The 25,191-nt window shown below is 38.1% G+C and carries 24 protein-coding genes; 7 read left to right on the top strand and 17 right to left on the bottom strand.

The window, feature by feature from the left end; all coding sequences use genetic code 11:
• Positions 1 to 17 precede the first annotated feature (17 nt).
• From Ana3638_RS06475 to Ana3638_RS06460, 4 genes are all read right to left on the bottom strand, one after another.
• On the bottom strand, positions 18 to 782 hold the full coding sequence (locus tag Ana3638_RS06475) for a 5-deoxy-glucuronate isomerase (RefSeq protein WP_161837295.1): 765 nt from the start codon (positions 780 to 782) through the stop codon (positions 18 to 20).
• Positions 783 to 805: 23 nt separating this feature from the next.
• Entirely contained in the window at positions 806 to 1,822 is a 1,017-nt protein-coding gene (gene iolC, locus Ana3638_RS06470) for a 5-dehydro-2-deoxygluconokinase (RefSeq protein WP_161837294.1), read from the bottom strand.
• Positions 1,823 to 1,915: 93 nt separating this feature from the next.
• Positions 1,916 to 2,680, bottom strand: a complete 765-nt coding sequence (locus Ana3638_RS06465) for a ketose-bisphosphate aldolase (protein ID WP_246240842.1) — start codon at positions 2,678 to 2,680, stop codon at positions 1,916 to 1,918.
• Positions 2,681 to 3,156: 476 nt separating this feature from the next.
• The gene (locus tag Ana3638_RS06460) at positions 3,157 to 3,939 is read right to left on the bottom strand and encodes a DeoR/GlpR family DNA-binding transcription regulator (protein ID WP_161837293.1); all 783 of its coding nucleotides are present in this window, start codon (positions 3,937 to 3,939) and stop codon (positions 3,157 to 3,159) included.
• A 393-nt stretch (positions 3,940 to 4,332) separates the two neighbouring features.
• Between Ana3638_RS06460 and iolG the strand changes: the two genes are divergently transcribed.
• Positions 4,333 to 5,346 carry an inositol 2-dehydrogenase gene (gene iolG, locus Ana3638_RS06455; protein WP_161837292.1) on the top strand — a complete coding sequence of 338 codons (1,014 nt, stop codon included), beginning with the start codon at positions 4,333 to 4,335 and terminating at the stop codon, positions 5,344 to 5,346.
• 201 nt (positions 5,347 to 5,547) lie between these two features.
• On the opposite strand, the gene Ana3638_RS06450 is transcribed toward iolG, so the two are convergent.
• The 13 genes from Ana3638_RS06450 to Ana3638_RS06390 form a co-directional block, all read right to left on the bottom strand.
• Positions 5,548 to 6,228, bottom strand: coding sequence for an MgtC/SapB family protein (locus Ana3638_RS06450; RefSeq protein WP_161837291.1), 681 nt, complete (start codon positions 6,226 to 6,228; stop codon positions 5,548 to 5,550).
• Between the two features lie 132 nt (positions 6,229 to 6,360).
• Positions 6,361 to 7,185, bottom strand: coding sequence for an MBL fold metallo-hydrolase (locus tag Ana3638_RS06445; RefSeq protein ID WP_161837290.1), 825 nt, complete (start codon positions 7,183 to 7,185; stop codon positions 6,361 to 6,363).
• Between the two features lie 136 nt (positions 7,186 to 7,321).
• The gene (locus Ana3638_RS06440) at positions 7,322 to 9,844 is read right to left on the bottom strand and encodes a glycoside hydrolase family 38 N-terminal domain-containing protein (protein ID WP_161837289.1); all 2,523 of its coding nucleotides are present in this window, start codon (positions 9,842 to 9,844) and stop codon (positions 7,322 to 7,324) included.
• A 44-nt stretch (positions 9,845 to 9,888) separates the two neighbouring features.
• On the bottom strand, positions 9,889 to 10,545 hold the full coding sequence (locus Ana3638_RS06435; RefSeq protein ID WP_161837288.1) for a hypothetical protein: 657 nt from the start codon (positions 10,543 to 10,545) through the stop codon (positions 9,889 to 9,891).
• A 238-nt stretch (positions 10,546 to 10,783) separates the two neighbouring features.
• On the bottom strand, positions 10,784 to 11,704 hold the full coding sequence (locus tag Ana3638_RS06430) for a helix-turn-helix domain-containing protein (RefSeq protein WP_161837287.1): 921 nt from the start codon (positions 11,702 to 11,704) through the stop codon (positions 10,784 to 10,786).
• Positions 11,705 to 11,814: 110 nt separating this feature from the next.
• Positions 11,815 to 12,384: an HAD family hydrolase gene (locus Ana3638_RS06425; protein WP_246240840.1), complete on the bottom strand. Its 570-nt coding sequence runs from the start codon at positions 12,382 to 12,384 to the stop codon at positions 11,815 to 11,817.
• Between the two features lie 27 nt (positions 12,385 to 12,411).
• Positions 12,412 to 13,401 (bottom strand): ABC transporter ATP-binding protein, encoded by a 990-nt coding sequence (locus Ana3638_RS06420; RefSeq protein WP_161837286.1) that lies wholly within the window; start codon positions 13,399 to 13,401, stop codon positions 12,412 to 12,414.
• Positions 13,402 to 13,413: 12 nt separating this feature from the next.
• Positions 13,414 to 14,421 carry an ABC transporter ATP-binding protein gene (locus tag Ana3638_RS06415; RefSeq protein ID WP_161837285.1) on the bottom strand — a complete coding sequence of 336 codons (1,008 nt, stop codon included), beginning with the start codon at positions 14,419 to 14,421 and terminating at the stop codon, positions 13,414 to 13,416.
• A 158-nt stretch (positions 14,422 to 14,579) separates the two neighbouring features.
• Positions 14,580 to 15,773, bottom strand: coding sequence for an ABC transporter permease (locus Ana3638_RS06410; RefSeq protein WP_161837284.1), 1,194 nt, complete (start codon positions 15,771 to 15,773; stop codon positions 14,580 to 14,582).
• On the bottom strand, positions 15,770 to 16,768 hold the full coding sequence (locus Ana3638_RS06405) for an ABC transporter permease (RefSeq protein WP_161837283.1): 999 nt from the start codon (positions 16,766 to 16,768) through the stop codon (positions 15,770 to 15,772). Before Ana3638_RS06405 ends, Ana3638_RS06410 begins: the two co-directional genes overlap by 4 nt.
• Before the next feature lie 145 nt (positions 16,769 to 16,913).
• A complete protein-coding gene (locus Ana3638_RS06400) occupies positions 16,914 to 19,010 on the bottom strand; it encodes an ABC transporter substrate-binding protein (RefSeq protein ID WP_161837282.1) in 2,097 nt (698 codons plus the stop codon).
• Between the two features lie 785 nt (positions 19,011 to 19,795).
• The gene (locus tag Ana3638_RS06395) at positions 19,796 to 20,608 is read right to left on the bottom strand and encodes a LacI family DNA-binding transcriptional regulator (protein WP_281352938.1); all 813 of its coding nucleotides are present in this window, start codon (positions 20,606 to 20,608) and stop codon (positions 19,796 to 19,798) included.
• A 5-nt stretch (positions 20,609 to 20,613) separates the two neighbouring features.
• The gene (locus Ana3638_RS06390) at positions 20,614 to 20,877 is read right to left on the bottom strand and encodes a GntR family transcriptional regulator (RefSeq protein WP_161837280.1); all 264 of its coding nucleotides are present in this window, start codon (positions 20,875 to 20,877) and stop codon (positions 20,614 to 20,616) included.
• 462 nt (positions 20,878 to 21,339) lie between these two features.
• Between Ana3638_RS06390 and Ana3638_RS06385 the strand changes: the two genes are divergently transcribed.
• The 6 genes from Ana3638_RS06385 to Ana3638_RS06365 all read left to right on the top strand — a co-directional run bounded on the left by Ana3638_RS06385 (position 21,340) and on the right by Ana3638_RS06365 (position 25,134).
• Positions 21,340 to 21,987 carry a hypothetical protein gene (locus Ana3638_RS06385; RefSeq protein ID WP_161837279.1) on the top strand — a complete coding sequence of 216 codons (648 nt, stop codon included), beginning with the start codon at positions 21,340 to 21,342 and terminating at the stop codon, positions 21,985 to 21,987.
• A gap of 284 nt (positions 21,988 to 22,271) precedes the next feature.
• Positions 22,272 to 22,517: a hypothetical protein gene (locus tag Ana3638_RS06380; RefSeq protein WP_161837278.1), complete on the top strand. Its 246-nt coding sequence runs from the start codon at positions 22,272 to 22,274 to the stop codon at positions 22,515 to 22,517.
• Positions 22,493 to 22,987, top strand: coding sequence for an HAD family hydrolase (locus Ana3638_RS06375; RefSeq protein WP_161840467.1), 495 nt, complete (start codon positions 22,493 to 22,495; stop codon positions 22,985 to 22,987). The genes Ana3638_RS06380 and Ana3638_RS06375 overlap by 25 nt, the downstream gene beginning before the upstream one ends.
• A 68-nt stretch (positions 22,988 to 23,055) precedes the next feature.
• Positions 23,056 to 23,178 (top strand): NUDIX hydrolase, encoded by a 123-nt coding sequence (locus Ana3638_RS25680; protein WP_281352886.1) that lies wholly within the window; start codon positions 23,056 to 23,058, stop codon positions 23,176 to 23,178.
• Positions 23,145 to 23,504 (top strand): 8-oxo-dGTP diphosphatase, encoded by a 360-nt coding sequence (locus Ana3638_RS06370; RefSeq protein ID WP_246240838.1) that lies wholly within the window; start codon positions 23,145 to 23,147, stop codon positions 23,502 to 23,504. The genes Ana3638_RS25680 and Ana3638_RS06370 overlap by 34 nt, the downstream gene beginning before the upstream one ends.
• Before the next feature lie 343 nt (positions 23,505 to 23,847).
• Positions 23,848 to 25,134, top strand: coding sequence for an MFS transporter (locus Ana3638_RS06365; protein ID WP_161837277.1), 1,287 nt, complete (start codon positions 23,848 to 23,850; stop codon positions 25,132 to 25,134).
• Positions 25,135 to 25,191: the final 57 nt, after the last annotated feature.

Raw genomic sequence — 25,191 nt, 5'->3', positions numbered from 1 at the left:
TCCTCCTTATTTTCTGCTTATTCACCTAATAACCACTCATGTACCGGATCATTATCTCTGGTCGTCCAGGGATTATTATCAAGATGACGGATCATCCAGCAATAATACATGTTATAACCCGGAGCAGAGGTCTGGGGATGGGTTAGCCCGCCGGGTATGGATGCGGCGCTGCCGTCAGCTACCTTAAATACATTTTCCCCGATAAATGCACCTCCAAAGCCTTGTGGCTTGTCAAATTTGTAATAATATACTTCCGGCTGGGGATGGCTGTGCGGTATATAACTGGACCAACGCCCTGCTTTTGTAATAACTTCACCCATTACCATATTGGAGTAAGGGGCATTTTTATAATCAAAAATAGTAAGTACTTCCCTTTTGGCAGTACCCTCCCACTGTGTTTCACCCATTAATTCAATTTTGCAGTGGGCTGGTTTATAAAAACGGCTGGCAAAAATATTTTCATTGGTTGTGGATTGTACGATAATTTCACTGTCTTCCGAAGCAGTAATAACAGCTTTTGTATCTTTACCCATATGAAGGCAGTAAGGCGGCTCAGAAAATACATCAGACCTTTTGGCTGTCTCAGTCTGTGCTTCCCATTGATAGGTAACCTTTCCTTCCAATAATAAAATAGCTGTTTCTTTCTCTTTATTCAGGAAATCCAGTACATCTCCTTTTTTCATCTGGTAAACAGTAATATCCATAAGCATATTGCTGTTCATTCCGTCCATACGGGATACAACCTTTTTCCCGTCCGGGTCAAATGCTAAATAATCAAACATAACTGCCTCCTACTTAAAATCTGCTAAACCCTTGCTATCATATCACCATATTTTTCTTTACATTCCTTGATAAATTCCTGAATCTTTGCGGCTGAGGGCATATCCTCCGAGCAAGCATGGCTTGCAACCAGAAGAGCTGCTGAGGCACTGCCGAATTCCAGACAGTCAATCATATCCCAGCCTTCCAATAAACCATACAGAAATGCGGAAGCATATCCGTCCCCTCCCCCAAAAGATTTTAATAATTTAACCGGAAACGGTTTGATTCCATACTGATTTCCATCATTAGTATAGGCGGTGGAACCCTCCTTACCATGTTTAATGATTACAATTTTAGCTCCGTGTTTATGCCAGAAAGCCGCCGTATCTTTATCATTGTTCCCCGGAGCGATCAGTTTCTGAGTTAAATCAAATTCTTCACGGGATCCTAAAATGATATCGCTGTTCATGGCCACCATGGAATAGTAGATTGCAATTTCATCTGCATTTTTCCAGTTATATGGGCGGTAGTCAATGTCAAAAATGATAACCGTATTATGTTTTTTAGCTAAAGACATGGCTTTTAATGCTGCTTCCCTGCTGGGGCTCTGTGCAAGAGCAGTTCCGGATATCAAGATAGCCTTTGCCTGTTTCATGTAATCTTCCTCTATCTCATCTACGGAAAGCTGTAAATCAGCCGCTTCATTCCGGTACATTAATATACTGCTTTCGGTTTCACTTAAGATTTCTGTAAAGGTAAGTCCAAGCTTTTCGCCGTTGGTACAATAGCTGATATGGCTTGTATCAATCCCTTCCTTTTTAAAGTAATTTATTACAAAGTCACCGAATTGATCCTTTGAAACCTTTGCTAAAAAACCAACTTTTCTCCCAAGACGTGCCATACCGACAGCTATATTTGCCGGTGATCCTCCAAGATATTTCTTAAAGGTAGTACTTTCTGAGAGAGGTTTATAATAGTCCACCGGATTAAAATCAATTGCAACTCTGCCGAGCATTATAATGTCAAATGGCCTGTTTTCTGCAAATTGAACGTATTTCATTTTTTCCCGCCTTTCTTTAAGCTTTACCATTACTTTTAAATATATTGATATGTTCTTTTACATTGTTATACATACCGGTTACCATTTCCGAACTTAGTTTGAAATAATCCCGTTTCTCACCAACGCTGTATCTCCTGGCCCCTCTTCTACTGCCATAAAACTGGCCGTAGCAATATTAACTTTCCGGATTCCGTATTCAATGCATTTTCTGAAGTCTTCTTCACTGATGCCGGAACCGCCATGTAAAACAAGAGGCACGGATACAAGCTTTCTTGTTTCCGATAATATATTGAAATTTAATTTCGGCTCATCCTTGTATAACCCATGAGCATTCCCTATGGAAAGGGCAATTGCATCCACCATTGTACTTTCATATAAATCTTTTACCTCTACCGGATTGGAATAAAACATTCCCGTATCTTTGGTACCGTCTTCACTTTTACCAAGCTGGCCTACTTCTGCTTCCACCGAAGCACCATAGTTATCAGCCATATTTTTTACTTCTTTTACGATTCTAATATTCTCTTTTATGGGCAGGTGGGAAGCATCTATCATTACTGAGGTAAAACCCAGTTCCAGAGCCTCCTTAATAGCAGCAATATCCGTTCCATGGTCAAAATGAACTGCTATGGGAACAGAAGCATTTTTAGCTGCCGCAATCATCATCGGTCCGATAAGAGGAAGCGGAGAATAAGGAAGCCTTACCTGGGCAATTTGAAGGATTGCCGGCGATTTACTTTCCTCAGCAGCTTTCACAGCTCCCATTATCATCTCCATATTTCCAACGCTGAAAGCGCCGACTCCGAAATTTCCTTCTTCCGCTTTTAATAACAGCGATTTCATATCAACTAACGACACACGTACACTCACCTTTCTTAGAAACTTATTATCAACTTGTTAATAACTTACCAATAATTTAACATAAATATAATCATTAGTCAATTAAATAAATACTATTTTTATTTATAATTTTGGTCTTTAACAAAAATAAGAAAGGAACTATACGAACAATTCATAAGTTTTAAAAAAATGTCGAAATTGTACCGGAGAACTAAGCCGTTAATTCCTATAAAAGTCTGGGGTAAAAACCGATATGTTAGAAAAAGAGAAGAAACACGCTTGAAATAAAACACATGCTGCAGATTCATCCGGGAATATGATAATAAATTGAACTAATCAGCAGGACCGAGGACATGCTTTGCCCGCCAGAACTGTTGTAACTGAGTAGTCACATAAATTTGCAATCTATTATTATCATATTCTCTCAATTTGTGAAATGCCTCGGATCTTGACTATACCTGGCGCTTACTTAGAATTTCAGTTACTGCATTATACTAATCCGCCTCTGTTTCATTCTTAGCAAGGACCACTTCCACGTTCTTTTTCTCACATAAACTTAAGAGTCCCTCATCAGCATGATCATCTACAATAACTTTACTCATATCTGATATGTTTGCATAAGTTAACATCGCACTTTTCCCAAATTTTGAAGAGTCTATCAGTAAATAAACATTATCGCTATTCTCTATCGCAGCTTTTTTAATCTCATATTCTAATGGTGAAGCATTGGTCACCATACCATTTTCAGTAATACCGGAAGAAGCCATAAATGCTTTTTTAATATTGTATTTTTCCAAAGTACGTACCGTATCAGCCGATACAAAAGAGTTGGTTTTTCTCTCCAAGGTTCCCGGTAAACTTATTACATTCACATCCGGAAGTAATACAGCCCTGTTGATTGCATTTAAATTGTTGGTTAACACCGTAACATTATTTAATTCTCCCAGATAATCGATTACATACATGGTAGTTGTTCCGGAATCAATATAAATGATATCTCCATCCTGCACCAGCAGAGCTGCGGCTTTACCCACCGCTATTTTTCCCTGGATATTTTTAGACTGCCTTTCTTCAAAAGGGATAAGATTTCCTTTTTGATTGCTGCATACACCGCCGTATACTTTCCGGATGACACCTTTATTCACCAGCTGGGTAACATCCAACCTCACCGTATTCATTGATATGCCAAAAACATTGCGTAATTCCTCCATGGATACAAGATCATGTTCCATAATATATTGTTCCATCTGCTTGATTCGAAAAGATTTCATCCCCATTCGATTATCCTCCGTTTACTGATTTATCTTCACAAATATGATAATTCTTTCACTATTCATTCACTGTGGTTTAACTTTGATACCGTAACTTCAAATTCTATGTGACTGAGATTTTTATCATTTAATCTTAAGCGTTCTGAATAGTACTCACAATTTAACTACTAATAACACTACCTTATGTCATCAATTTTAGCAAGTATTTTCTGATTTACTAATAAAATTAATTATATATTATCATATTTTATTAAGAAATCAATATATTTTGTAACCTTTTGCGTATATTTTTATTAAGTTATTGTTGATATTTTAAAAACTTCGTGGTATAATCTTCTTATTCTTAACAAAAATGTGACAATTCAGTCTTATTAAATTCAAACGAAAGGATATGATATTATGTTAAATATCGGTATTATCGGTGCCGGAAGAATCGGCAAAGTACATGCAGAAAGCATTACATATCATGTTAAAGAGGCACAGGTTGCTGCAATTGCAGATCCTTATATGAATGAAGCAACTACAGGCTGGGCGAAAAGCCTAGGAATTCCTAATATCTATACAGACTATAAAGATATATTAAAGGACAGCAGTATAGACGCCGTTTTAATATGTTCCTCTACGGATACCCATGCGGATATTGCTATAGAAGCAATCAAAGCAAATAAGCATGTCTTCTGCGAAAAACCAATTTCTCAGGATCTTTCTAAAATAAAAGCAGTTATGGACGTTTTGGCAGGTTCCAATGTAAAATTCCAGGTTGGATTCAACCGCAGATTTGACCACAATTTTGAAGCAGTAAGGAATGCCGTATCAGAGGGCAAAATCGGAGATGTGCATATTGTTAAAGTAACTTCCAGAGATCCTGATGCACCGCCGATTGAATATGTAAAAGTATCCGGTGGTATGTTTTTGGATATGACCATCCATGATTTTGATATGGTACGTTATTTAACCTCAAGCGATGTAGTAGAAGTTTATGCAAACGGAACTGCTCTGGTTAATCCGGCAATTAAAGATGCTGGCGATATTGATACCGCTATTATAACGATGAAACTTTCCAATGGTGCCCTTGCAGTCATTGACAACTCCCGTAAAGCTGACTATGGCTATGATCAGCGTGCTGAAGTATTCGGATCCAAAGGACAGGTTGCCGTTACAAACGATTCCGGTTCTACCGCAGTAATCAGTACCGCTTCCGGAGTTACCGGCGAAAAACCTTTATACTTTTTCCTGGAACGTTATATGGCTTCTTTCTCAAAAGAAGTATCTTTATTCGTACAGGCAATCATTAATGATACCGAAGTTCCGGTAAATATCAACGACGGATTACAGCCTGTACTTATTGCAAAAGCAGCCAAAAAGTCCTTAGATGAAAATCGTCCGGTATTACTTAAGGAAATTGTTATGTAAGGTTTCAGGTGAAATGAATTTTAAGAACGTTCGTTAATTAGATAAGGTGCTTAAATAAATTTACCTGTTTTAATTTGACCCCCCTAATTTTTTTCATATATTTTGATTTATTCCCGTTACTAAGAGATTTGAGCAAAAGACCTGTTATGTTTGTATTAGAAAGATAATCTTTTTATGCAAAACATAACAGGTTTTTTGTATTCAGACTTCTTCTATAAAACTGACGCCCTCGGCGCAATTTAACAGGCTTAATATGGCGGCATGGGTTTGTTTTTTCGGCAGACGCAGTGTAATTAAAATTGCTATTCCAATTTCATCGATTGCACCTGATCTGGCTATTTCCAAATCACTGACACGGATATCACGTTCCTTAATATACTCAATAAATCTGCCTACATTGGAGAGTTTTTCAAACTCCACGTACAAATTTAATACTTTAGTATGAGCCATTACTCTTTCATCTACATTATGTAAAGCTGCCATTGCCACAAATATCATAGCGCAGCCAATCAGTGCGCCGCTATAATATCCAATACCAATTGCCAGTCCGATACAAGCTGCCGCCCATAAACCTGCTGCCGTTGTTAATCCTTTTACACGGTTATTTCCGGTTACTATTATGGTACCCGCCCCTAAAAAACCGATTCCGCTGATTACCTGGGCTCCCATTCGCGAAGGATCTACATTGCTATATATCCTGCTCACATATTCATTTGTCATCATAACTAATGCAGCCCCTAAACACACCAGCATATAGGTCCTGAATCCGGCAGGCCTTTTTTTCCTGCCTCGTTCGATTCCAAGAATTCCGCCGCATAACAAGGCCAACACCAATTTGATTAAAGTATCAATTATATCAAGCTCAGTTAAGTTTTGCAGCATTTTATTACCCTCTTTCCATATGCTGTTACCCTGATTCTTTCTTTCCTAATTATTTGACATGTAACTTTCACCCGCCCGGTCACTTCCTGGCTGAACATCTTAAAGAAATAACTGATAGTCGGGAATTTTCCTTTAAAATTCAACTACCATACCGTCATAGGATACAAGAAAACCGAATTTATCGGCTTCCTCCGCCATTTTCTCATAAAGCCAGAGGCCGTTATGTGAAAAATGGTTTACAATCCATTTGGTAGAGATATCGCCAAGGCCAAGGTCAATGAGACGCCTCTTTTCCCTGGCTGCATCCATAAGGCCCATATGATTTTTTCCATCTTCTTCACTTTGAGTTGTACAATCTAAGCTTACCAGGTCAAAGTGTACTTTATTTGCTTTTAAGTACTCAATCGTCGGTTCCGGAAAATTACCGGTATCATGAGCATACAATATGGTTTTACTATTCTGCCTGATTTGATAAAACAAGCACTCTTCTCTTCTGTCATGAAGTGCAAGAAGAGGCACGACCGTATAATCTTTTATGGAAATTGTTTGAAACGGCTTAGCATTATGAAAACAAAACTTTGATTCCACTTGACTGACATCCGGAACCTCATTCCATATTCTTTCCTTCACTTTGCCGTTTCCATAAATGTGAAACGTATTAGGACGGTTATGGGCAAAAGGCTCCCGTAAAAGCTCCAGATCAGGCGGATTAAAGTGATCCGAATGACTATGGGTTATCAGAAGATGATCAACCGTCTCAAGATTCAGCCCATGCACCAGGCTGTGCATATTGGTATCCGGCGGCAAATCAATTAATAAATCATTATTAACCAATGCCTGTGACCTGGTTCTGATATTTTTACCTTTTAACTCTCTGGCAGCCTTGCAAAGACTGCAGTTGCAGAATAACCCGGGCCACCCCTCTCCTGCTGCCGTACCGTAATAAGTTAGTTTCATATGACATTCCTTTCTCATTCAATTTAATTACCTTTTATCTCGTGAACTTACCTTTTAATAAACCTCTATCCTTCTAAAACTCATGCCTAATAAAAAAGCTCTTTTTTACGTTTCCTTTATTCGATGACATTTACGCTTAACTTTCAGAAAGCAGGAAAGAATAAATACCGTAAGGTTTTACCGTAAACATATATTCCCTGTCCATCTTTTTTCCTATTTCCCTATTATATAAATCTACGGGCGTAATGGTATAACCATTTAATGCAAGCTTTCTTACAGCCTCTTCTCCCTGAAGTTCTTTCAACCTTATCACTATATTGTCCTGTTCTTTTCTTACATTAATCAACTGCATGTGCTCCGGTAATTTCAAATCTTCTGTATCCAAAGTACTGCCGGTAATCTCTGCACCTTCCTTTAATACTGCCGCTTTTTCTAAGTTAAAAGTCTCCTCATCCCCGCTAAATCCATAAAGTATATAACGGTAACATAAATCACCGCCGATCCATTGCGGAAAATTGGTTCCCCACATGTTATTAAACAAATTGAAGTAGAGGACAGGTTCTTCCGGTTTCTGATATTCTTTTCTGAACTCATAAACCCCTGTACTGCCTATTGCTGTTAGCGGAGAATCCATGGGAATTACACAAACTCCTTTTTTATCATCATAAGCAGAGATATAATTCTCCAGGCAGTAAAAAACATGATTTGCATTTACTTCGATATCAGTTTCGGGATTTAATCGTACATTGGGTTTGTTCACATGATACCGGCAATCCTTATCAGCTAAAGGAATCAAGAAAGAACCGGATTCTATAAATGGTGTTTCCTGTTTGTCTTTCAGTCTAAGGGTTACAAACAATTCATCTCCCGCGGGGGGCAGAGTTATCTCTAACTTAACCTCTTTGGCATCCCCGTATTTCTCAACACTTTCCGTATTTAAATAATGAAACACAAGAGTATTTTGCTCAACCGTAAAGGATTGATAAACCGGATAGTATGTTTTATGATCACATTCCGGATAGGCTTCTCTTCCGTAATCCTGTATTCCCCAGGTAGAATAACGGTAGGCATAATCTCTTAAGAACTGCGTTACATCTTCTATACCATAACGGTCATAACGGTAGGCAAAGACAGATTCTTTATTTTGCTGCTGTAATAAAACTTCTTTTAGTTTTTTATCATATAACTCGGAGATCTCCCCGTTAACCTCAGAAAATTTCAGGATATACCTATGGTTTTCAACTTTAACAATAGATCCGTCTTTTTTTATACTCAGGCAGCCCGGATCAGAAGCATGCTTAATGACAGTTACCGGAGTTGTCACAAAGGGTTTGAGGTTCTTTACATAAAAAGCCCACTCACCGTTAATTTTGGTAACCGGGACTTTCTCATGGTTCATTTCCAGAGAAAGATCTGTAAAATCCTTATCTATCTCTTTTGCAGTAACCCAGCCGGTAAATTCACTGCAGCCAGGGTTAAATACTGATAACTGCCCGGACTCCTTACCATCTATTAAGGATTTTACTTCTTTTAAGGTTAAATTACTTATTTTAGCCCTGTCTCTTTGTTCATCCCAGGAGGTCTCCATGAACCGGTAGTTTCCGTTCTCTTTTGCTTTCAGGAAATCATCCTTTTGATATACACGTTCTGGTCCCAGCCAGGTCTTCACATCCGCTCCCCAGGTATGTTCTTCAAAAAGGCCTACATTTTCGTAATATTGATCCAGAAGTTCTGCTGCCTTACCTGTATCACCGGCCGAAGAATTCAATAAATGTTTCGCGTAAATTGCCTGCAGCCTTTTGTTTCTTTCCCTGTCTTCCCTTAGCAGGCCCACTTCTTTCGGATAAGAACCGATTCCGTGAATCCAGGTATCTCCAAGGTCTTCTGTTATAGTAGGAATATTACTTAAATCACACTTTGCAAGCTCATTGTAAAAATCATCCATAGTCCCGCATACTATTTCTGCCTCCGGGTATTTACTCCCTATGTTCTTTACCAGTTTTTCTATAACAGAAGCGGATTGTGGGCCACTGTTATCATTGGTCTGCATCAAAGCCATCCAAACCGGATAATCCCAGTCTTCTGGCGGGAATAGGGAAGTTCCGTAACCACCTTTACTGTACATGGTAAGCAGTTTCTCTCCGCTTTTAGCCTGCCAATGAAATAAAAACGGAACCTTGGGAGGAGTTGCAAATTCATTACAGCCTAAATGCAAAAATTTAACCCCTGCTCCGCTTAAAATCGCCGGCAGCATAATACTATGCCCCGGAACATCCGTCATCTTTGCTGAAATTACGTAAGGCTTATGGTAAGTTTCCGATAATTCTTTTCCAAATCTTAAGGCTTCTATATATTCCTCCGCACTGCAAAAATCCGTATGGGAAGTGAAAGGTAAAGCGTGCCAGACTATCTGACCCTGTTCAATTAACCGATCCAGTTCTTTCTTTAAATCTTCTCTGCATCTTTCGGTTATCACCTTAAGCGGCCAGGACGGCATCGTCCAGACATATTTAAGGGCTCCCATATGTTCCGTAGCTTTACAGGTAGCAATAACTTCCTTTAACATGGAATTCGAATATTTATCAATTACCTTAGATGATAAATCCGTAAATCCGATGTCAAAATGAGTTTTAAATACAAGAATAAATTTTTTTACCATAGAAACCTCCGTTTTTCTCTGCTTTTTGCTTTTTGTGTTTTATATTACAAGCTCATATTTTTTAGGAGCTTATTCACTCTTTCCGGAATGAGCAGATAAAGTTCTTCCCATGTCACAATCACATCTTCCTTATAATTTACCGGATAAAAGGAAAGGCTTGGTTCAAAGGAATAATGCTTTCTGATGTAAGTACATACCTCATAATCAATATAGGAATCTTTCCTGATTCTACCTTTAAACATATCCGCTACCAAAAGACCATCCACCCCGGCAAGCTTATTACATACCTCTTTATAATCACTGAACAGCTTAAATAAATTACCCTCAGGGAGAAGAGCATGTTTTCCCGGCTGTACATAAATGGGTATATGGGTATCGTCCTCCAATATCTTTTTGTACTGGTAGCAATTCAGGTAAGATCCGTGGGCACTTGCCTCTCCATTTAAAACCTTACCGCAGGAATCTACATAAACCCAGAAATGTTCCAAATCATACATATGCTGGATATCATAATCGTAATACAGCTGGTATTCTATAACAAAAGCCGTTGTTTTCTCATCTATCCGGATATACCTGTTAAAAGACGGGCTGGTACCCGAACTGCGAATTATACTGTAACCGATCTGGTCTATGGTAAACGGTTCATTTTTGTCAAAATAAAGATGCGGAGCATACTTTATAGCTATTTCCCTGTCAGTCATTTTATTCCTCCATACATAAATTTAATAGACAATTGCGAATCTCAAAATTTGCATTTAAATGATATGCAATTCATACAATGATTCGCCCGTCAAAAGCCATAGAAGAAATTTATATTCGTCAATCTGCACATCTATAACTCTGCATTAGCGCGATGTTTATTATAGTCCAATGAGTAACTGTATGAAGTCGTTGGTACTTAGGTCCTGTATTTTAGGGCTTTATGTACCACGCAATCACCTATCCCTCCATCTGTTTACTTGAGAATTTTCTCTCCAGTTCCGGAGGCGGCAATTGATATGCAAATAGTTCTAATTCAACCGGGCAATTGCGGTACTGGGTTGGTGTAAGTCTTGTAAGCCTTTTAAATTCTTTCGCAAAGTAAAACTGGTTAATATATCCTGTCGCTTCCGCAATCTCTGAGATGGACTGATTGGTATCCCGAAGCCGGATACAGGCTTTTCCAATCCGATAGTTTATTATGTATTGTTTCGGAGAAATATTTAAAGTATAACTAAATATCCTATATAAATGTTTCCGTGTAATACCCAACCGGTTCGCCACTTCATCCACCGTTATGTTTCTGGAATAGTTTCTTTCGATAAAGTCAACCGCCTTAATGGCAAAATAATCCGAACAGTCACTGAAATCATCCAGAGGTCTTGTAGGATTCTTATCCAGAAGATATGCAAAGATATCATAAAGAATGGAGGCCATTTTACAATAACGGTTCGGCAGCTTATGAGCTTTCATATAAAGCCGGTTAATATTCTTACCGATACAGCCGGTATCCCTGTCATCAATTACGGGTCTGTTAACAGTGATATTCGCTCGATTCAAGTACTCTTCCACCAGGTAACCCGAAAATGCAATCCAGGTTACATTTAAATAGTCCTCACTTATATTCCTTAGATTATAGGTAACATTAGAAAATGCCACATAACCCTGTGAAGCTGTCAGCTTAACGGCTATATGGTCATTTTCCAGCAGAGCTGTACCGCTGTTGATATAAACAAGGGTAAACATATCCGGATTCATGATTGGAAAGTAATCTTCGGAACTTATATCAAAATTACCGCAATGATAAATATTTAAAGTCAGATTCAAATGAGATCTGTCACTGATAAAAATATTTGCATTTTTAATAAATTCTTCACTCATTTTTCAATACCTGTAACATGAGGCTGTTGTTTAACAATCCCATGTCTTTCCGTTGATACCTTAAATCGATACAACTAAAATTGTCTTTAATCTTCCTGTCACATTGAATTCTAATGCTGTTTTAAAATCTTTTTATTTTTAACCTGCAGGTTTAACTGCTCAATCAAACCGAATAATTCAAGGGGCGAAGAAATTACGTAATCCGGTATTTCTTCCTCCGTTTCCGGCTGCATAACATAACGCGGGCTGTAACTTAACAATATGGACGTAATCCCTATTCTGTTAGCACCGAGAATATCTCTCTTTATATTGTTGCCTATCATAACAATTCTTTCCTTATCACTTTCTTTCAGTCCTAGGGATTTCATTGCGTGAAAGAACATAACTTCAGACGGTTTTTCATGCTTTAGCTCACCGGATATTGCTTTTGCCGAAAAGCAATAATCCAAACCGTTTTCCCTGTAAATATTATCAAAGGAAGCTTTTGTGCCATCGGCTACCAACGCTATGGTGTATCCGCTATCATACAGTTTAACCAGGGTCTCTCCTGCTCCTTCTATTAATTCCGAATGGATGACCGTACCGGTTTCATCCCGGACTTCTGTGGATTCGTCCACTAACGTATCGCCGCTGTCAATAAAAATAATTAATTCTTTCATTCTGTAATTAACCCGTAACAAAGAGTGCCTCTTAAGTAGATAATTAACTTAATGTACGATACCCTGCAAATGTAACTCATTTGCCCGGTGGCACGCCACAAAATGCTCCGGCTCCTTTTCTATAAATTCAACCTCATCAGTTTTACATTTATCGATGCAATACTTACACCGAGTGTGGAAAAAGCATCCCGACGGCGGATTTGCCGGATTCGGTATCTCACCCTGAAGAGGAATTCTCTCCATGGCTACTGTCGGGTCTGCTATCGGTACTGCAGATAACAATGCTTCCGTATAGGGATGGAAAGGGCTCTTAAACAAATCTTCCGAAGAAGCATATTCCACCATTTTCCCAAGATACATGACACCAACCTTATCCGATATATGTTCAATGACGGATAAATCATGGCTGATAAACAGGTAAGTCAGGTGGAGTTCCTCCTGTAAATCCCGGAGCAGATTAACAACCTGCGCCTGAACGGATACATCCAAGGCAGACACTGCCTCATCGCATACAATCAGCCGGGGATAAAGTACAAGTGCTCTTGCAATTCCGATTCTCTGCCTTTGTCCTCCGGAAAATGCATGGGGATACCGTTTTAAATAGCTTGGGTTTAATCCAACCTTTTCCGCTATAGTTTTTACCCTTTCTTCAATCTCTTTCGTGGACATCTTAAAGTTTGCCTTAAGGGGTTCTGATATAATATCATAAACGGTCATTCTTGGATCGAGAGAGGAAAACGGATCCTGAAAAATCATCTGGATCTCTTTCCGGATGGATCTCATGGTTTTCTTATCTATTTTCTGAATATCATATTCCTGTCCATTTTCCGCCAGATATAAGACATCTCCCCCCGTTGCCTGGATAGCACGTACGATACAACGCCCCAGGGTAGTTTTCCCGCATCCGGATTCTCCTACGATACCTACGGTTTCCCCTCTTTTTACTTCAAAACTTACGTTATTCACCGCTCTGACGTTTACTTTCTTTGAGGAGAATGTCTTGCTCATTTCCTTTACTTTTAATATTGTTTCCGGCATTACAGTCCCTCCTTATTCCATTTTATCCGGTGCAGCGGCAGGATCTAAATAGCAGGCTACGAAATGACCCTTTTCCACTTCCCTTAAACACGGTTCCACACCTGCGCATTTATTTTCATCCCGGTAAGTGCAGCGCTCATAGAAACCGCAGCGGTTACTTAAATTCATGGCAAGGGGTACGGTGCCCTCAATTGAGAAAAGGCGTTCATGCCCTCCGCCGATTTTATGTACGGATCCTAACAACCCTTTTGTATATGGATGTAACGGATTTTTAAAGATATCATATACCGGTGCCACTTCCACAATTCTGCCAAGATACATAACCGCTACCCGGTCACACATTTTAGCTACTGTACCCAGGTCATGGGTAATATACAAAATAGCCATTTTATATTCTTTCTGAAGCTGCTTCATGAGCTCCAGTATCTGTGCCTGGATAGTTACATCAAGTGCTGTGGTAGGTTCATCCGCTATTAACATTTTCGGATTGCACACTAAAGCCATGGCAATCAGTGCTCTTTGCAGCATACCGCCGGAAAACTCATGAGGATACTGGTTAAACCGCTTTTCCGGATTGGCGATACCGACCCGTTTCATGGCTTCTATGGTTATTTCTTTTGCCTGCTTCTTATCTTTTGTTATATGCAGGCGCACATTTTCTGCAATCTGATGGCCAATGGTGAACAGGGGTGAAAAAGAACTCATAGGTTCCTGAAATATCATGGAAACACTTTTACCCCTGATACTTCGAATCTCCGGACCTCCGAATTTTAAATCCAATAGATTTACAGTTTTCCCATTTATATTAAAATTAATTTTACCGGTAGTAATGCATTTCTTACTATTAATTCCCATGATTGCCTTACTGGTTAAACTTTTACCGCAGCCGGATTCCCCTACAAGTCCCAGTGTTTCATTTTCATGGACTTCAAAACTCACACCGCGCACCGGTGTTAAAGTTCCCTCATCCATCTTTATTTTTATATTAAGATCCTCAACTAATACCACATTATTTTCCATAATACACCCATTGCATAACACATCTGCTCAGAAATGTGTTACTGCCATATATAAAAAACATGAAAGAATCTATATGGCATACCTTTCTTTTATTTAACTTTATTTCACGCTAAAGCCCATGCTCTTTGGGCATAAATCCTGAAGAATAGCGTCTTTTGCTATTTATATGGGTCTGCCGCATCACGCAAACCATCGCCTAAAAAGTTAAATGCCAGGACAGCTACCACGACATATAAAACCGGTATCAGTTTCCAAGGGCAACCTGCAATATTGCTGACACTTTGGCATTCCTGAAGCAAAACACCCCAGCTTGTAGCCGGAGAGCGCATGCCTAAACCTAAAAAACTCATAGAGGTCTCTCCCAGAATCATACCGGGTATACCCAAGGTCAGACTTACGATTAAATAACTCATAAAACCTGGTACCAGATGTTTCATGATTATTTTAAAATCAGATACACCTGCCAACTTCGCTGCCATAACATAATCTTCTTTCTTAAGGGATAAAAATTTGCTGCGAACGGTTCTTGCCAGACCGGGCCAGCTAAGCAAAGACATGATAACCGTAATAAAAATATAAACCTTTGTTACGGAGATTCCGGGAGGAATCGCTGCAGATAAAGCCATCCATAACGGAAGGGTGGGGAATGAGCAAATTACTTCAATTATTCTTTGTACGACAATATCCACAGCTCCGCCGTAATAACCGGATAAACCGCCGATGATTATTGCCAGTAGAAAAGACATCATAGTACCGATTAACGGGACCGTCAGAGAAACCTGGCTGCCGATTAATATTCTGGAAAAGATGTCACGTCCTAATTTATCTGCCCCAAATACCATCAGATTTACCGGATCTTTCCCGGCAGGGAGTTTGGAATTATCAATTCCAAATAAATGGCGGTCGACTTTTATAAGTCCAAGAAACTTGTAAGGAGTTCCTTTAGCGAAAAATTTAACGGGATAAATCTGTTCTTTATTCTCAATAAAGGTTTTGTTTTGAAATTTATCAAAACTAATATCATAATGATACACAAAAGGACCCTCAAAATTACCGTTATGTACAAAATGTATCTTACTTGGCGGGGCATTGGAATAAGTGGCAGAATAATCTTCCAACCCCTGGGGTGCAATAAAATTGGCAAAGATAGCTCCCGTATATAAAATAAATAATAAGATAAAACTGATTACCGCAAGTTTATGACGGATAAGTTTTCTCATCATTAACTGCCATTGGGAGGACATATAATATTTTTCCTGCTTTGCTCTTCTTTTTTCCAGTTTGCGAAGTTCTTTTTCTTCGAAAGACGTTTTATTAAGAGTCAAGCGGATTGATTCTTTTTCCTGGTTCATTGTTTACTCTCCTCCAAATATTTAATCCTTGGGTCCAAGACTGCAAGCAGTAAGTCAGAAATAAGCGTACCCACAACGACCAATATGGCAGAAATCAACAGCATACCTCCGGATAAATAGACATCCTGGGACTGCAGTGCTTTTAACAGGATTGGTCCTTGGGTAGGAAGCATCAGCACGATTGCAGTAATGGTAGAGCCATTAAATATACCTGAAATCATGGGGCCTAATCCGCTGACCACCGGATTTAACACGGCACGCATTTCGTATTTGTAAGTCAGGTTTTTTTCACTTACACCTTTCGCCCTGGTACATAATACATAGGGGCGTTCCTGTTCATCTAACATCTGCGCCCTGATGCTCCTAATCAGCCCACAGGTACCGGACATACTGATAACAACGACCGGGATAATTAACTTGGATAGAAACTCCAGGAATGAATCCCAGGAGTGAATACCCCCTTCCGGAAATAATCCCATTAAAGGTTTTCCGGTTATTTTGAAGGAAATATACATTAAGACGATCGCCAATAAAAAACTTGGCACCGCCATACCAATAAACCCGATAAACGTAAATAAATAATCGCTGATCTGATACTGGTGTTTCGCCGCATGAATTGCAATAGGAATCGCAACCAGGTAGGTAACTACCAAAGTTATAAGGGAAATCATTAACGTAGCACCAAGCGTCTCACCGATTTTAACTAAAACATCCTGTTTATAAAAATAGGAAACACCCCAGTCACCTGTGGCAATCCCCTTTAACCAACGCCCATACTGCATTAAAAAGGGCTGATTTGTATGATACATTTCTTTTAAATTTGCTACATCCGCCTGGGTAACCGTTTCACCCTGTGCAATCATACCATTAACAATATTATCTACAAAATCACCGGGCGGAAGCTGGATTACAAAAAATACTACGAAAGTTATCATTAATAAGGTGAAAAAGGCTAAAATTAACCTTTTTATTATATATTTCAGTTTGTCATTCATTTCGTATCACCCTTCATACCATTCTTGCTTAAGCTAAAACTATGATAAATGGGCTGCTGCAAATCAATAAATTTATTAGGTTTGGGACTGCCAAATACCTGACAATATTTTTTGCAACAGCCAATTATATAAGTAAATACTATGATTATTTCTGCAGATATAACTGTTCCGGACGGATCATACTTGCAAATCTATACTCGTCAGCATAAACGATACCGGAAGGGAAATTCTTTACATTGTTATTGACAATCCAGTTTATCGGCAGTGGTGCCAGGAAGCCGATTACCCATTGATTCTTTTTATGAAGTTCATATATCTTCTTTACGTTATCCTCTACAACCTGTTCCCTGTCTGGGCCGGTTGCTGCTTTGATTGCGTCATATGCATGAATCAGTTCCAACATATCACCGGTTGGTTCCAGGCCTCCGTTAGCTGTAGATTTGCCATCTTCATACCATTTGCCATAGGCGCCGTACCAGCAATTGAAGTTACGCATGGGGACAACCGCATCGGGACGAACAGCTGGTGAGGTTACACTTAGAGTTTCAAATTTGGCTTCTATATCATTTACCAAAATGGACTGTGCGATATTGGCATCTACCTTATCGGAGATTTTAATACCAATTGCTTTATAAGCAGATTGAAGCAATGCTACATAATCTCCTTCTATAGAAGGATCCTGGATGGAAATTATAATTTCAAGATCCTTATTCGTTCCTTTCATCTTACGGTAGGTACCCTCAGCTTTGTTCCAAGGCTCCGTAATCTCATCCAGGAGGCTGTTGGCCTTGTCTACATCAAGTTCGGTCCATTGGGTCTGCCATTCACCGTCAAAACCATTTACACCCTGCGGAACAGAGGCTTGTGCCGGCTTTGACTGACCATTCATTAAGGTTGAATTCATAAGGTTCCTGTCCGCGGCGATGGAAAGTGCCTGCCTAAAACGGATATCCTGAAACAAAGCACGTTTATCCAAATCTTTTACCGACTGGCAAAGAGAAAGGGACGGAGCTGCGCACCAGTCAGGTGTTACCCATTGTATCGGAGTATGTGTTATCTGAGTGGCAGTGGTTACTACTGAAAAATCATTCGGTAATACTGTTGAAACATCTAATTCTCCTGCAGTCTGTTTTAATACAATTTGATCTGCGTCATTTATAATTTCGAATTTTATACTGTCAAGGTACGGTAACTGGCGGCCTTCACTGTCTGTCTTCCAGAAATACGGATTTCTGACAAGTTCATAAGTCTGGCCGACTGTATTCCAGTTGTCTTTTACTGCTATAAAGCTTCTTAACTGAGGAACAATTGCATAATCCCAATTATAATAACCGATATCTTTACCCATGGTGCTGTAATCTGTCCATTCCTTGCCAAAATCTTTATTTGCATTGGCAATTGCCTGTTCCTCTGTGATCAGAGGAAAACTCGGATCATCCGATACACCGTCTTTACGGGCAACATATTTTGCATAGAAATGTTTCGGTAAAAACATCCATTTATTATCAACTGCTACCGCTACCGGAAAATCGGGCTTTGGAGCAGCAAAAGTAACTGTAAATTTATAGTCATCCACTTTATCAAATTTTGCCCAATAGCTTTTACCGTCTTTGTTAACCTGATAGCAGTTATAAGGTTTTGATGTATATGCCGGATAATACCCCTTAGCATCAACCGCAATTGCGGTGCGGTCAGGATTTAAGGCCGGGGTTGAAATATGGTCATAATAGAAAATAACATCATCTGCCGTAAAAGGTTCTCCATCGGACCACTTCATACCTTTACGAAGTTCAATGGTCCATACGGTTGCGTCCTCATTGGGAGAAAAATCTTTACATACATTTGCTTCCACCTGTCCGGAACCATCCTGTTTAAAGCGGAACATACTTTCCTCGGTCCAAGGGCCCCAACCCCAATGACCCTGGTCATTTGTCGTACTTGTTATACTGCCGCCATATTGACCCAGTGATTTTATATCCGGTTCTACCATGACATCTTCTGCCGCAGGCATACGGTCTTCCAATTTCGGTAGGGTTCCGGCTGCGACCTGTTCGGCCAGCATAGGCGCTTCTTTTTCTTTGGCATCTACAGAAGTCTCAGATTCTTCTGCCTCCGTACTTTCTGTAGTAACACCGGCAGAAGAGGTCTTACTATCTTTTCCGTCCGATGACGATTTGCTGCAGCCTGACAGCATTCCTAAAATAAGTACTACTGTTAAAATTAGCGATACTGTTTTCTTCATTGTTCTCCTCCTTGTTATTATGTGCCAATCTGCACAGGCTTTTATGCAGTTATTGGTATGAGCCTCATTTTGGGAAACCATATATTTTTAGAATTTGAATATATATTTTTTGAATGTACCCCATATAACAAAGTTCTAAAAAATTACCATATTTTTGTTCAATATAGCCATAGTTTCAGATAAATGCCGCACTCATTTGTGCTTATTGCTCAATTTGTAACGTCATAATAACAAATCTGAGAATTATTGTAAATGTGTAAACAGAATTATTATATATACTTTTGTTCCAAAATTTCAATACCATCCTAAATTGTATGAACACGCGTAAAGTATCACTTTAACAAGTAAAACTACGGGGATGTACTGATACCTATATTTTTATTATATATATTTTATTATAATAAAAAACTACAAAACATTATATTAATCATATTTAATATATAATCAGATATTATCATACCAATATATCTTTGTAAAGTATTTAATAATTTTTGTTAATATGATTTGAATTTTAATATAATTTCTATGCTTTATACCATTATATTATAAATTTTATGGTTAAATTTAATAATAAATTAATTAATAGGCAAATTTACTTTTACAATTGCTATTAATTATATTTTATAATATGATTAGATGGAAACAGCCTAAAAATATATAAAAAGGCAAAAAGCTTTGACAGGAGCTAATACTTCCTATCAAAGCTTTTATTATAAATCTGTTTAATTATATTTTAAGATGATATATTGTAAATGTTTTATCAGTCTGTCAGTATTATATGGATATTACTTTTCCTCTTTTAATATGGCAGGTACTAATATATCTTTACCCGCACCTGCTCCATTTATCTGTGCTGTTAACAGTTTAACTATTTTATCAGCCATTTCAATCTCATTCTGCTTCATATGCGGGATCGTTAAATCCTCCGGACCATCCACACAACAAATCTGTATATCCTCACCAACACTAGCATGTATTCGTTTTGATGCTTCCATAAAAGCCGGTACCAGACTATATTCCGTACAAACAATTCCATCGATTTTACCTTTTACCTGAGTTAAATAGGCTGCTGCTTTTTCAATATTTTCTTCCCCCGCAGAATGATTGTAAATATCAAGGTCAAACTTCAGCTCACATTCCGGCAGAACTTCGATAGAATATTCAACAGCGGCTTCATAAAATCCACTTTTTCTTTCCTGTAAGGAGGATGTTCCAACAATTTCAGAAGAAGCGAAACCTAATTTCCTACAGCCCTGTTCCCAAAGATATTTCACCAGTGTTTTTATAGCTTGTTTATTGTCTGTGCGGACAGAGGGTACTGAAATTCCCTCCATTTTTTTATCAATGACCACTACCGGAAATCCCTCTAAGATTAATTTTAAAATTCTGGGATTATAATAAACACCATGACATGGCATTACAATTAGACCCTCTATCTGGGATTGTAATAAAAAATCAATTTCTTCCGTTTCTTTCTCTCTGCCGTAATAAGAAAAACGGGTGATCATCTTATAACCGCTTTCTTCCAGGGTACGGTCAATCTTATAAAGCAAATCCAGGCCAAAGGAACTTGAAACATGTTCCATCACAAGGCCTATTTTTTTTACATCTGGTATGATAATATCTTTTTCTCTTCTCCGATGACGGGATTACGTCCTTTTACAAAAGTACCCACTCCGGGAATCCTTTGCAATAATCCCTCCTCTTTCAGCATGCTTAGAGCTTTTTTAACGGTAATCATACTAACTCCGAACTTATTTTTAAGTTCTTCTTCTGACGCAATCCGGTCTCCATCCATATAGATGCCCTGCTCTATTTTTTTCCTCAAGTCATCATAAATATTCATATATAAAAAACTGTTCCTCATTAATAGAATACCTCATTAATAATATTTAATATACACAATAATATTATTATACATCAGTAAAAATGATTTGAAAAGAAATTTTAGGTATTTTAGTATTTCATTCCTCCTAGTATAATTGTAGCATTGATATGCGAAAAATTCACGATTATTTTGATGCCTGTACCAATTATCAGCATAATGACTGGTGGGCCTGCTTAACTGACTCTTCAACTCGAATCAGCCTTTACCGGTCCTCTTTAATATCATTTTGCATTTTACGAAAGTTAGTGCTATATTTTACTTATGTAAGTACGGTTTAGGTAATCAAAATATTAGATCAAAAGAATGAAACTAACAGAAAGCAGGAGAATTATATTATCTATTTTACTCCCTGTCTCGGAGTATTGAAACGTTTGGAATAACAAACGAGATTTGAATTAGACTTATTATAATTCCGCGTAAGCGGGCAGACAAGGAGCGCCTATGAAAGTATTAATCGCACAGCCGGTACATGAAGATGGAAACTCCCAGCTTGAAAACGAAATAAAAAGAAATCCGGATATTAATATGCTACTCTTTCCGGAGGGCTACTTATCCTGTGAAAACAAACTGGCCAAAACCTGCAGCCTGGCAAAAGAGAATAATAAACTAATCATTACGTCTTATAGAAAAGAGAATAAAAACCGTGCAGCAATAATTGATCCCAAAGGTAATCTAATTCTGGAAAGAGCAAAAACGCCTCCGGACGAAAAGGAAGAATTAATTACCCCGTTATCGGTTTCTTATAAAAATATAGAAATCGGCTACCTGTTATGTATGGAAATCCTTAAGGGAATCCGGGATTTAAAAAAAGTAAATAAAGCACTTAACTTTATAGCCCACCCGATAGGTGTTGGCATGTTCAGCGATGAGCAATTTAATTTGTGGATAGAGGAAGCTAAAAATATAGCCAGAACCTATAAGACAATGATAATCGGGACAAGCCATGCTGATGGTTCCTACCGAAATTGCGGCGTATCCATACCTATCTCTTATTGTATCGGCTCTGACGGTGAGCCTGTCTATATTGCAAAATCTGATACAAGAACTAGAATTCTTGATCTTGACACAAAAGAGGTAACGATTATTTAGATATGATTTTATCCGGTAATTGCTGATTTATTTACAAGAAGAATAATAGATTATAGTTTAGAATCTTTTCTTGCTGATTAACAATCTTGAAATCAGTTGATTTTTTGTGACTCTTTTGATACTATGAGGAAAAATAATGATTTATATTCATAATATGGTAATTTAGGTGATTACATCTTGCCCCAAGGGCAACTGAAACTATAAACAAGTATTAATTGTATGGTATATTCAGTAAACTGGATAGTTTCACAATTACGAAAAAAATAATCAAAGGGGACGAACAAATGAATACATTTATATTTGATTTAGATGGTACACTTTTACCCATGCCAAGTCAGGAGTTATTTTTGGATGCTTATTTTAAAGCATTGTCCAAAAAATTGATTCCTTACGGCATAGATGTTCAGAAACTCATTAAAGCCGTTTGGACCGGAACGAATGCAATGATACAAAATGATGGAACCATGACAAACGACCAGCGTTTCTGGAATACTTTCAGTGAAATATTAGGGAGGAGATCCGGGAATTAGAACCGGTATTTGAGGAGTTTTATAAAAATGAGTTTAATAGTGCTAAGATAACAACCGGAACTAATCCGATTGCCAAGGAATGTATCCAGTTGCTGAAAGAGAAAGGATATACCGTTGTACTTGCAACCAATCCAATTTTTCCGCAGATAGCTACTTACTCCCGAATCGGATGGGCAGGTCTTGATGTGAATGATTTTTCACATATAACCACCTACGAAAACTCCAAGTTCTGTAAACCAAACCTGAATTATTATAAGGAAATACTTACTATAATCGGTAAGTCACCCGAGGAATGTATTATGGTGGGCAATGATGTAAAAGAGGACATGTGTACTACTAATCTTGGTATGGATACTTTCCTGCTTAAAGACTGCTTAATCAGTACGGAAGAGGATGATATCTCCATATTTAAACAGGGTGGTTTTGAGGATTTGCTGGAACTGATTAAGGGATTGCCTGCTATAGGGTAAGATTAAGTATTAAGTTGAATTGTAAAATGTAATCAGGATTTACACGACATATAAAATGGGGTTTAAAAATGGGAAGAAGTGAAAAGGCAGAATTTACTACCTTATGTATGGTTTATGATAAGGATAAAATATTGGTGCAGGAGCGGACAGACAAAAATTGGCCGGGTTTATGTTTTCCTGGGGACATGTAGAACATGGTGAGTCTTTTGTAGAAGCCGTTAAAAGAGAAGTACTGGAAGAAACCGGTTTGACAATCGAGAATCCTAAGCTGTGTGGAGTAAAACAATTTCAGACCAAAAACGATGAGCGGTACGTTGTTTTGTTTTTTAAAACAAATCAATATTCGGGAAAATTAACAAGCTCAGAAGAGGGTAATGTATTTTGGATTTCTCGGGATCAATTGTCAGAATATCATTTAGCTGATGATTTTGAATCCATGATTAAGGTATTTGAAGATGAAAATTTGAATGAATTTTATTATTGTAATTCGGAAAACTGGGATTTTAAATTATTATAATAGATAATTATTATATATTAGATAATTGCGAAACTCCACTATTGTATCTATATGCCATGCAATTGATACAATTTCAGAGCAAAATCTGTCCCAGAGGGCAAGGGAAGTTATGAAATTTGTTATTAATTGTACAACCGAAGAAACTCGCAAAGCGTGTTGCTTCCGGTTATATATAAAAGGAGGTGATTTATATGTTATGTCATTTAGTAATCAATTTGAATGCTTTTCTCTGTGCAAGGTCTAATGATTGGACGAACCCTGTACAGAGAAATAGGTAAATTATCGTCCGCATTGGGTTTTGCACTTATAAGTCAAATAAATAACTTATAAGGAGAAAGTACCAATGAAAGATAAAAATTTTAATCACTATATTGTATTTTGGCTAACCGGTTCCCTGTCGCAATTAGGGAGTTCTATGACCGGTTTTTCGCTGATCATATGGGCATATAAACAGACGAATTCTGCCATTTCCGTTTCATTAATGACTTTTTTCTCGTATTTGCCCTATATCGCCGTTAGTATATTTGCGGGAGCTTTAATAGATAAACACAGGAAAAAATCTATTATGTTAACGGCAGATTTAATAGCTGCCAGCTGTTCCATGGTTGTTTTGGCACTTGTAGTTATGAACCGCCTTGAAATCTGGCATATTTACATAGTAAACGGAGTGATTGGACTAATGAATTCCATTGAATCTCCTGCCCAGACTGTTGCGGTTGGAATGATGGTTCCTAAGGAAAAATACGCGCAGGTGAGTGGTATGAATTCTTTTTCAAATTCCCTGCTTACGGTAATAACTCCTATGTTAGCAGCATTTATTTATTCTTTTTCAGGTTTAAAAGGAATAATTTTTATCGATTTGATTACGTTTTTAATTGCTTTTGTCACTTTAATGCTGATTATACCATTACCTGAATGTCTGCAGATACCAACGGATAGAAATAATAATATATTGCATGATTGTAAGGCCGGCCTGCTATTTCTTATTAATCACAAAGGAATCTGGTATATCGTCATAAGTATGGCTTTCTTAAACTTTTTTTCCCGTCTGACTTATGAAAATATTTTAACCCCCATGATTTTAGGCAGAAGCGGCGGTGATGAAAAAGTACTTGGAATTGTAAATGGTATCCTGGGTGCCGGCGGAATTATTGGCGGACTTATTGTTTCCTTTAAGAAAATTCACCGGGATAATATAAAACTGATCTATTATTCAGCTGCACTTTCCTTTCTATTTGGCGACTTGTTAATGGGTTTAGGCCAGAATACAATCGTCTGGTGTATTGCCGCATTTGCAGCAAGTGCACCCATTTCTTTCATAAACGCCGGGCAAAGTCTTATTATGTATCATGCTATTCCGAAAGAATTACAGGGGCGTGTATTTGCCGTTAGGAATGCAATACAGTATTGCACCATACCAATGGGTATTTTACTGGGAGGTTTTCTGGCCGATTGTGTATTTGAGCCATATATGTTATCAGATCATAAACTTGCTTTATTCTTGCAGAAATTCGTAGGCTTCGGCCAGGGCAGCGGAATGGCGGTTATGTTTTTAATTTCAGGAGTTTCTGGCTTTATTTCAAGTATCTTTTGGTATCATAATAAAGAAATAAGAAAACTTCAGAAATAACTCAAAATCTGTTTAAAGCAGAAAGGCTGCATTTATTAAATAATAATTGTTATCTAT

Source organism: Anaerocolumna sedimenticola, assembly GCF_009931695.1.
In the GTDB taxonomy this organism is placed as follows: Bacteria; Bacillota; Clostridia; order Lachnospirales; family Lachnospiraceae; genus Anaerocolumna; species Anaerocolumna sedimenticola.
Note: the sequence above shows the minus strand (reverse complement) of the source record. Positions and strands in the feature narration are given on the sequence as shown.

Excerpts from the sequence above, each read along its gene's own strand:
- Ana3638_RS06475 (WP_161837295.1), bottom strand. The coding sequence starts at position 782 with ATGTTTGATTATTTAGCATTTGACCCGGACGGGAAAAAGGTTGTATCC.
- iolC (WP_161837294.1), bottom strand. The coding sequence starts at position 1,822 with ATGAAATACGTTCAATTTGCAGAAAACAGGCCATTTGACATTATAATG.
- Ana3638_RS06460 (WP_161837293.1), bottom strand. The coding sequence starts at position 3,939 with ATGGGGATGAAATCTTTTCGAATCAAGCAGATGGAACAATATATTATG.
- iolG (WP_161837292.1), top strand. The coding sequence starts at position 4,333 with ATGTTAAATATCGGTATTATCGGTGCCGGAAGAATCGGCAAAGTACAT.
- Ana3638_RS06450 (WP_161837291.1), bottom strand. The coding sequence starts at position 6,228 with ATGCTGCAAAACTTAACTGAGCTTGATATAATTGATACTTTAATCAAA.
- Ana3638_RS06445 (WP_161837290.1), bottom strand. The coding sequence starts at position 7,185 with ATGAAACTAACTTATTACGGTACGGCAGCAGGAGAGGGGTGGCCCGGG.
- Ana3638_RS06440 (WP_161837289.1), bottom strand. The coding sequence starts at position 9,844 with ATGGTAAAAAAATTTATTCTTGTATTTAAAACTCATTTTGACATCGGA.
- Ana3638_RS06435 (WP_161837288.1), bottom strand. The coding sequence starts at position 10,545 with ATGACTGACAGGGAAATAGCTATAAAGTATGCTCCGCATCTTTATTTT.
- Ana3638_RS06430 (WP_161837287.1), bottom strand. The coding sequence starts at position 11,704 with ATGAGTGAAGAATTTATTAAAAATGCAAATATTTTTATCAGTGACAGA.
- Ana3638_RS06420 (WP_161837286.1), bottom strand. The coding sequence starts at position 13,401 with ATGCCGGAAACAATATTAAAAGTAAAGGAAATGAGCAAGACATTCTCC.
- Ana3638_RS06415 (WP_161837285.1), bottom strand. The coding sequence starts at position 14,421 with ATGGAAAATAATGTGGTATTAGTTGAGGATCTTAATATAAAAATAAAG.
- Ana3638_RS06410 (WP_161837284.1), bottom strand. The coding sequence starts at position 15,773 with ATGAACCAGGAAAAAGAATCAATCCGCTTGACTCTTAATAAAACGTCT.
- Ana3638_RS06405 (WP_161837283.1), bottom strand. The coding sequence starts at position 16,768 with ATGAATGACAAACTGAAATATATAATAAAAAGGTTAATTTTAGCCTTT.
- Ana3638_RS06400 (WP_161837282.1), bottom strand. The coding sequence starts at position 19,010 with ATGAAGAAAACAGTATCGCTAATTTTAACAGTAGTACTTATTTTAGGA.
- Ana3638_RS06390 (WP_161837280.1), bottom strand. The coding sequence starts at position 20,877 with ATGAGGAACAGTTTTTTATATATGAATATTTATGATGACTTGAGGAAA.
- Ana3638_RS06385 (WP_161837279.1), top strand. The coding sequence starts at position 21,340 with ATGAAAGTATTAATCGCACAGCCGGTACATGAAGATGGAAACTCCCAG.
- Ana3638_RS06380 (WP_161837278.1), top strand. The coding sequence starts at position 22,272 with ATGAATACATTTATATTTGATTTAGATGGTACACTTTTACCCATGCCA.
- Ana3638_RS25680 (WP_281352886.1), top strand. The coding sequence starts at position 23,056 with ATGGGAAGAAGTGAAAAGGCAGAATTTACTACCTTATGTATGGTTTAT.
- Ana3638_RS06365 (WP_161837277.1), top strand. The coding sequence starts at position 23,848 with ATGAAAGATAAAAATTTTAATCACTATATTGTATTTTGGCTAACCGGT.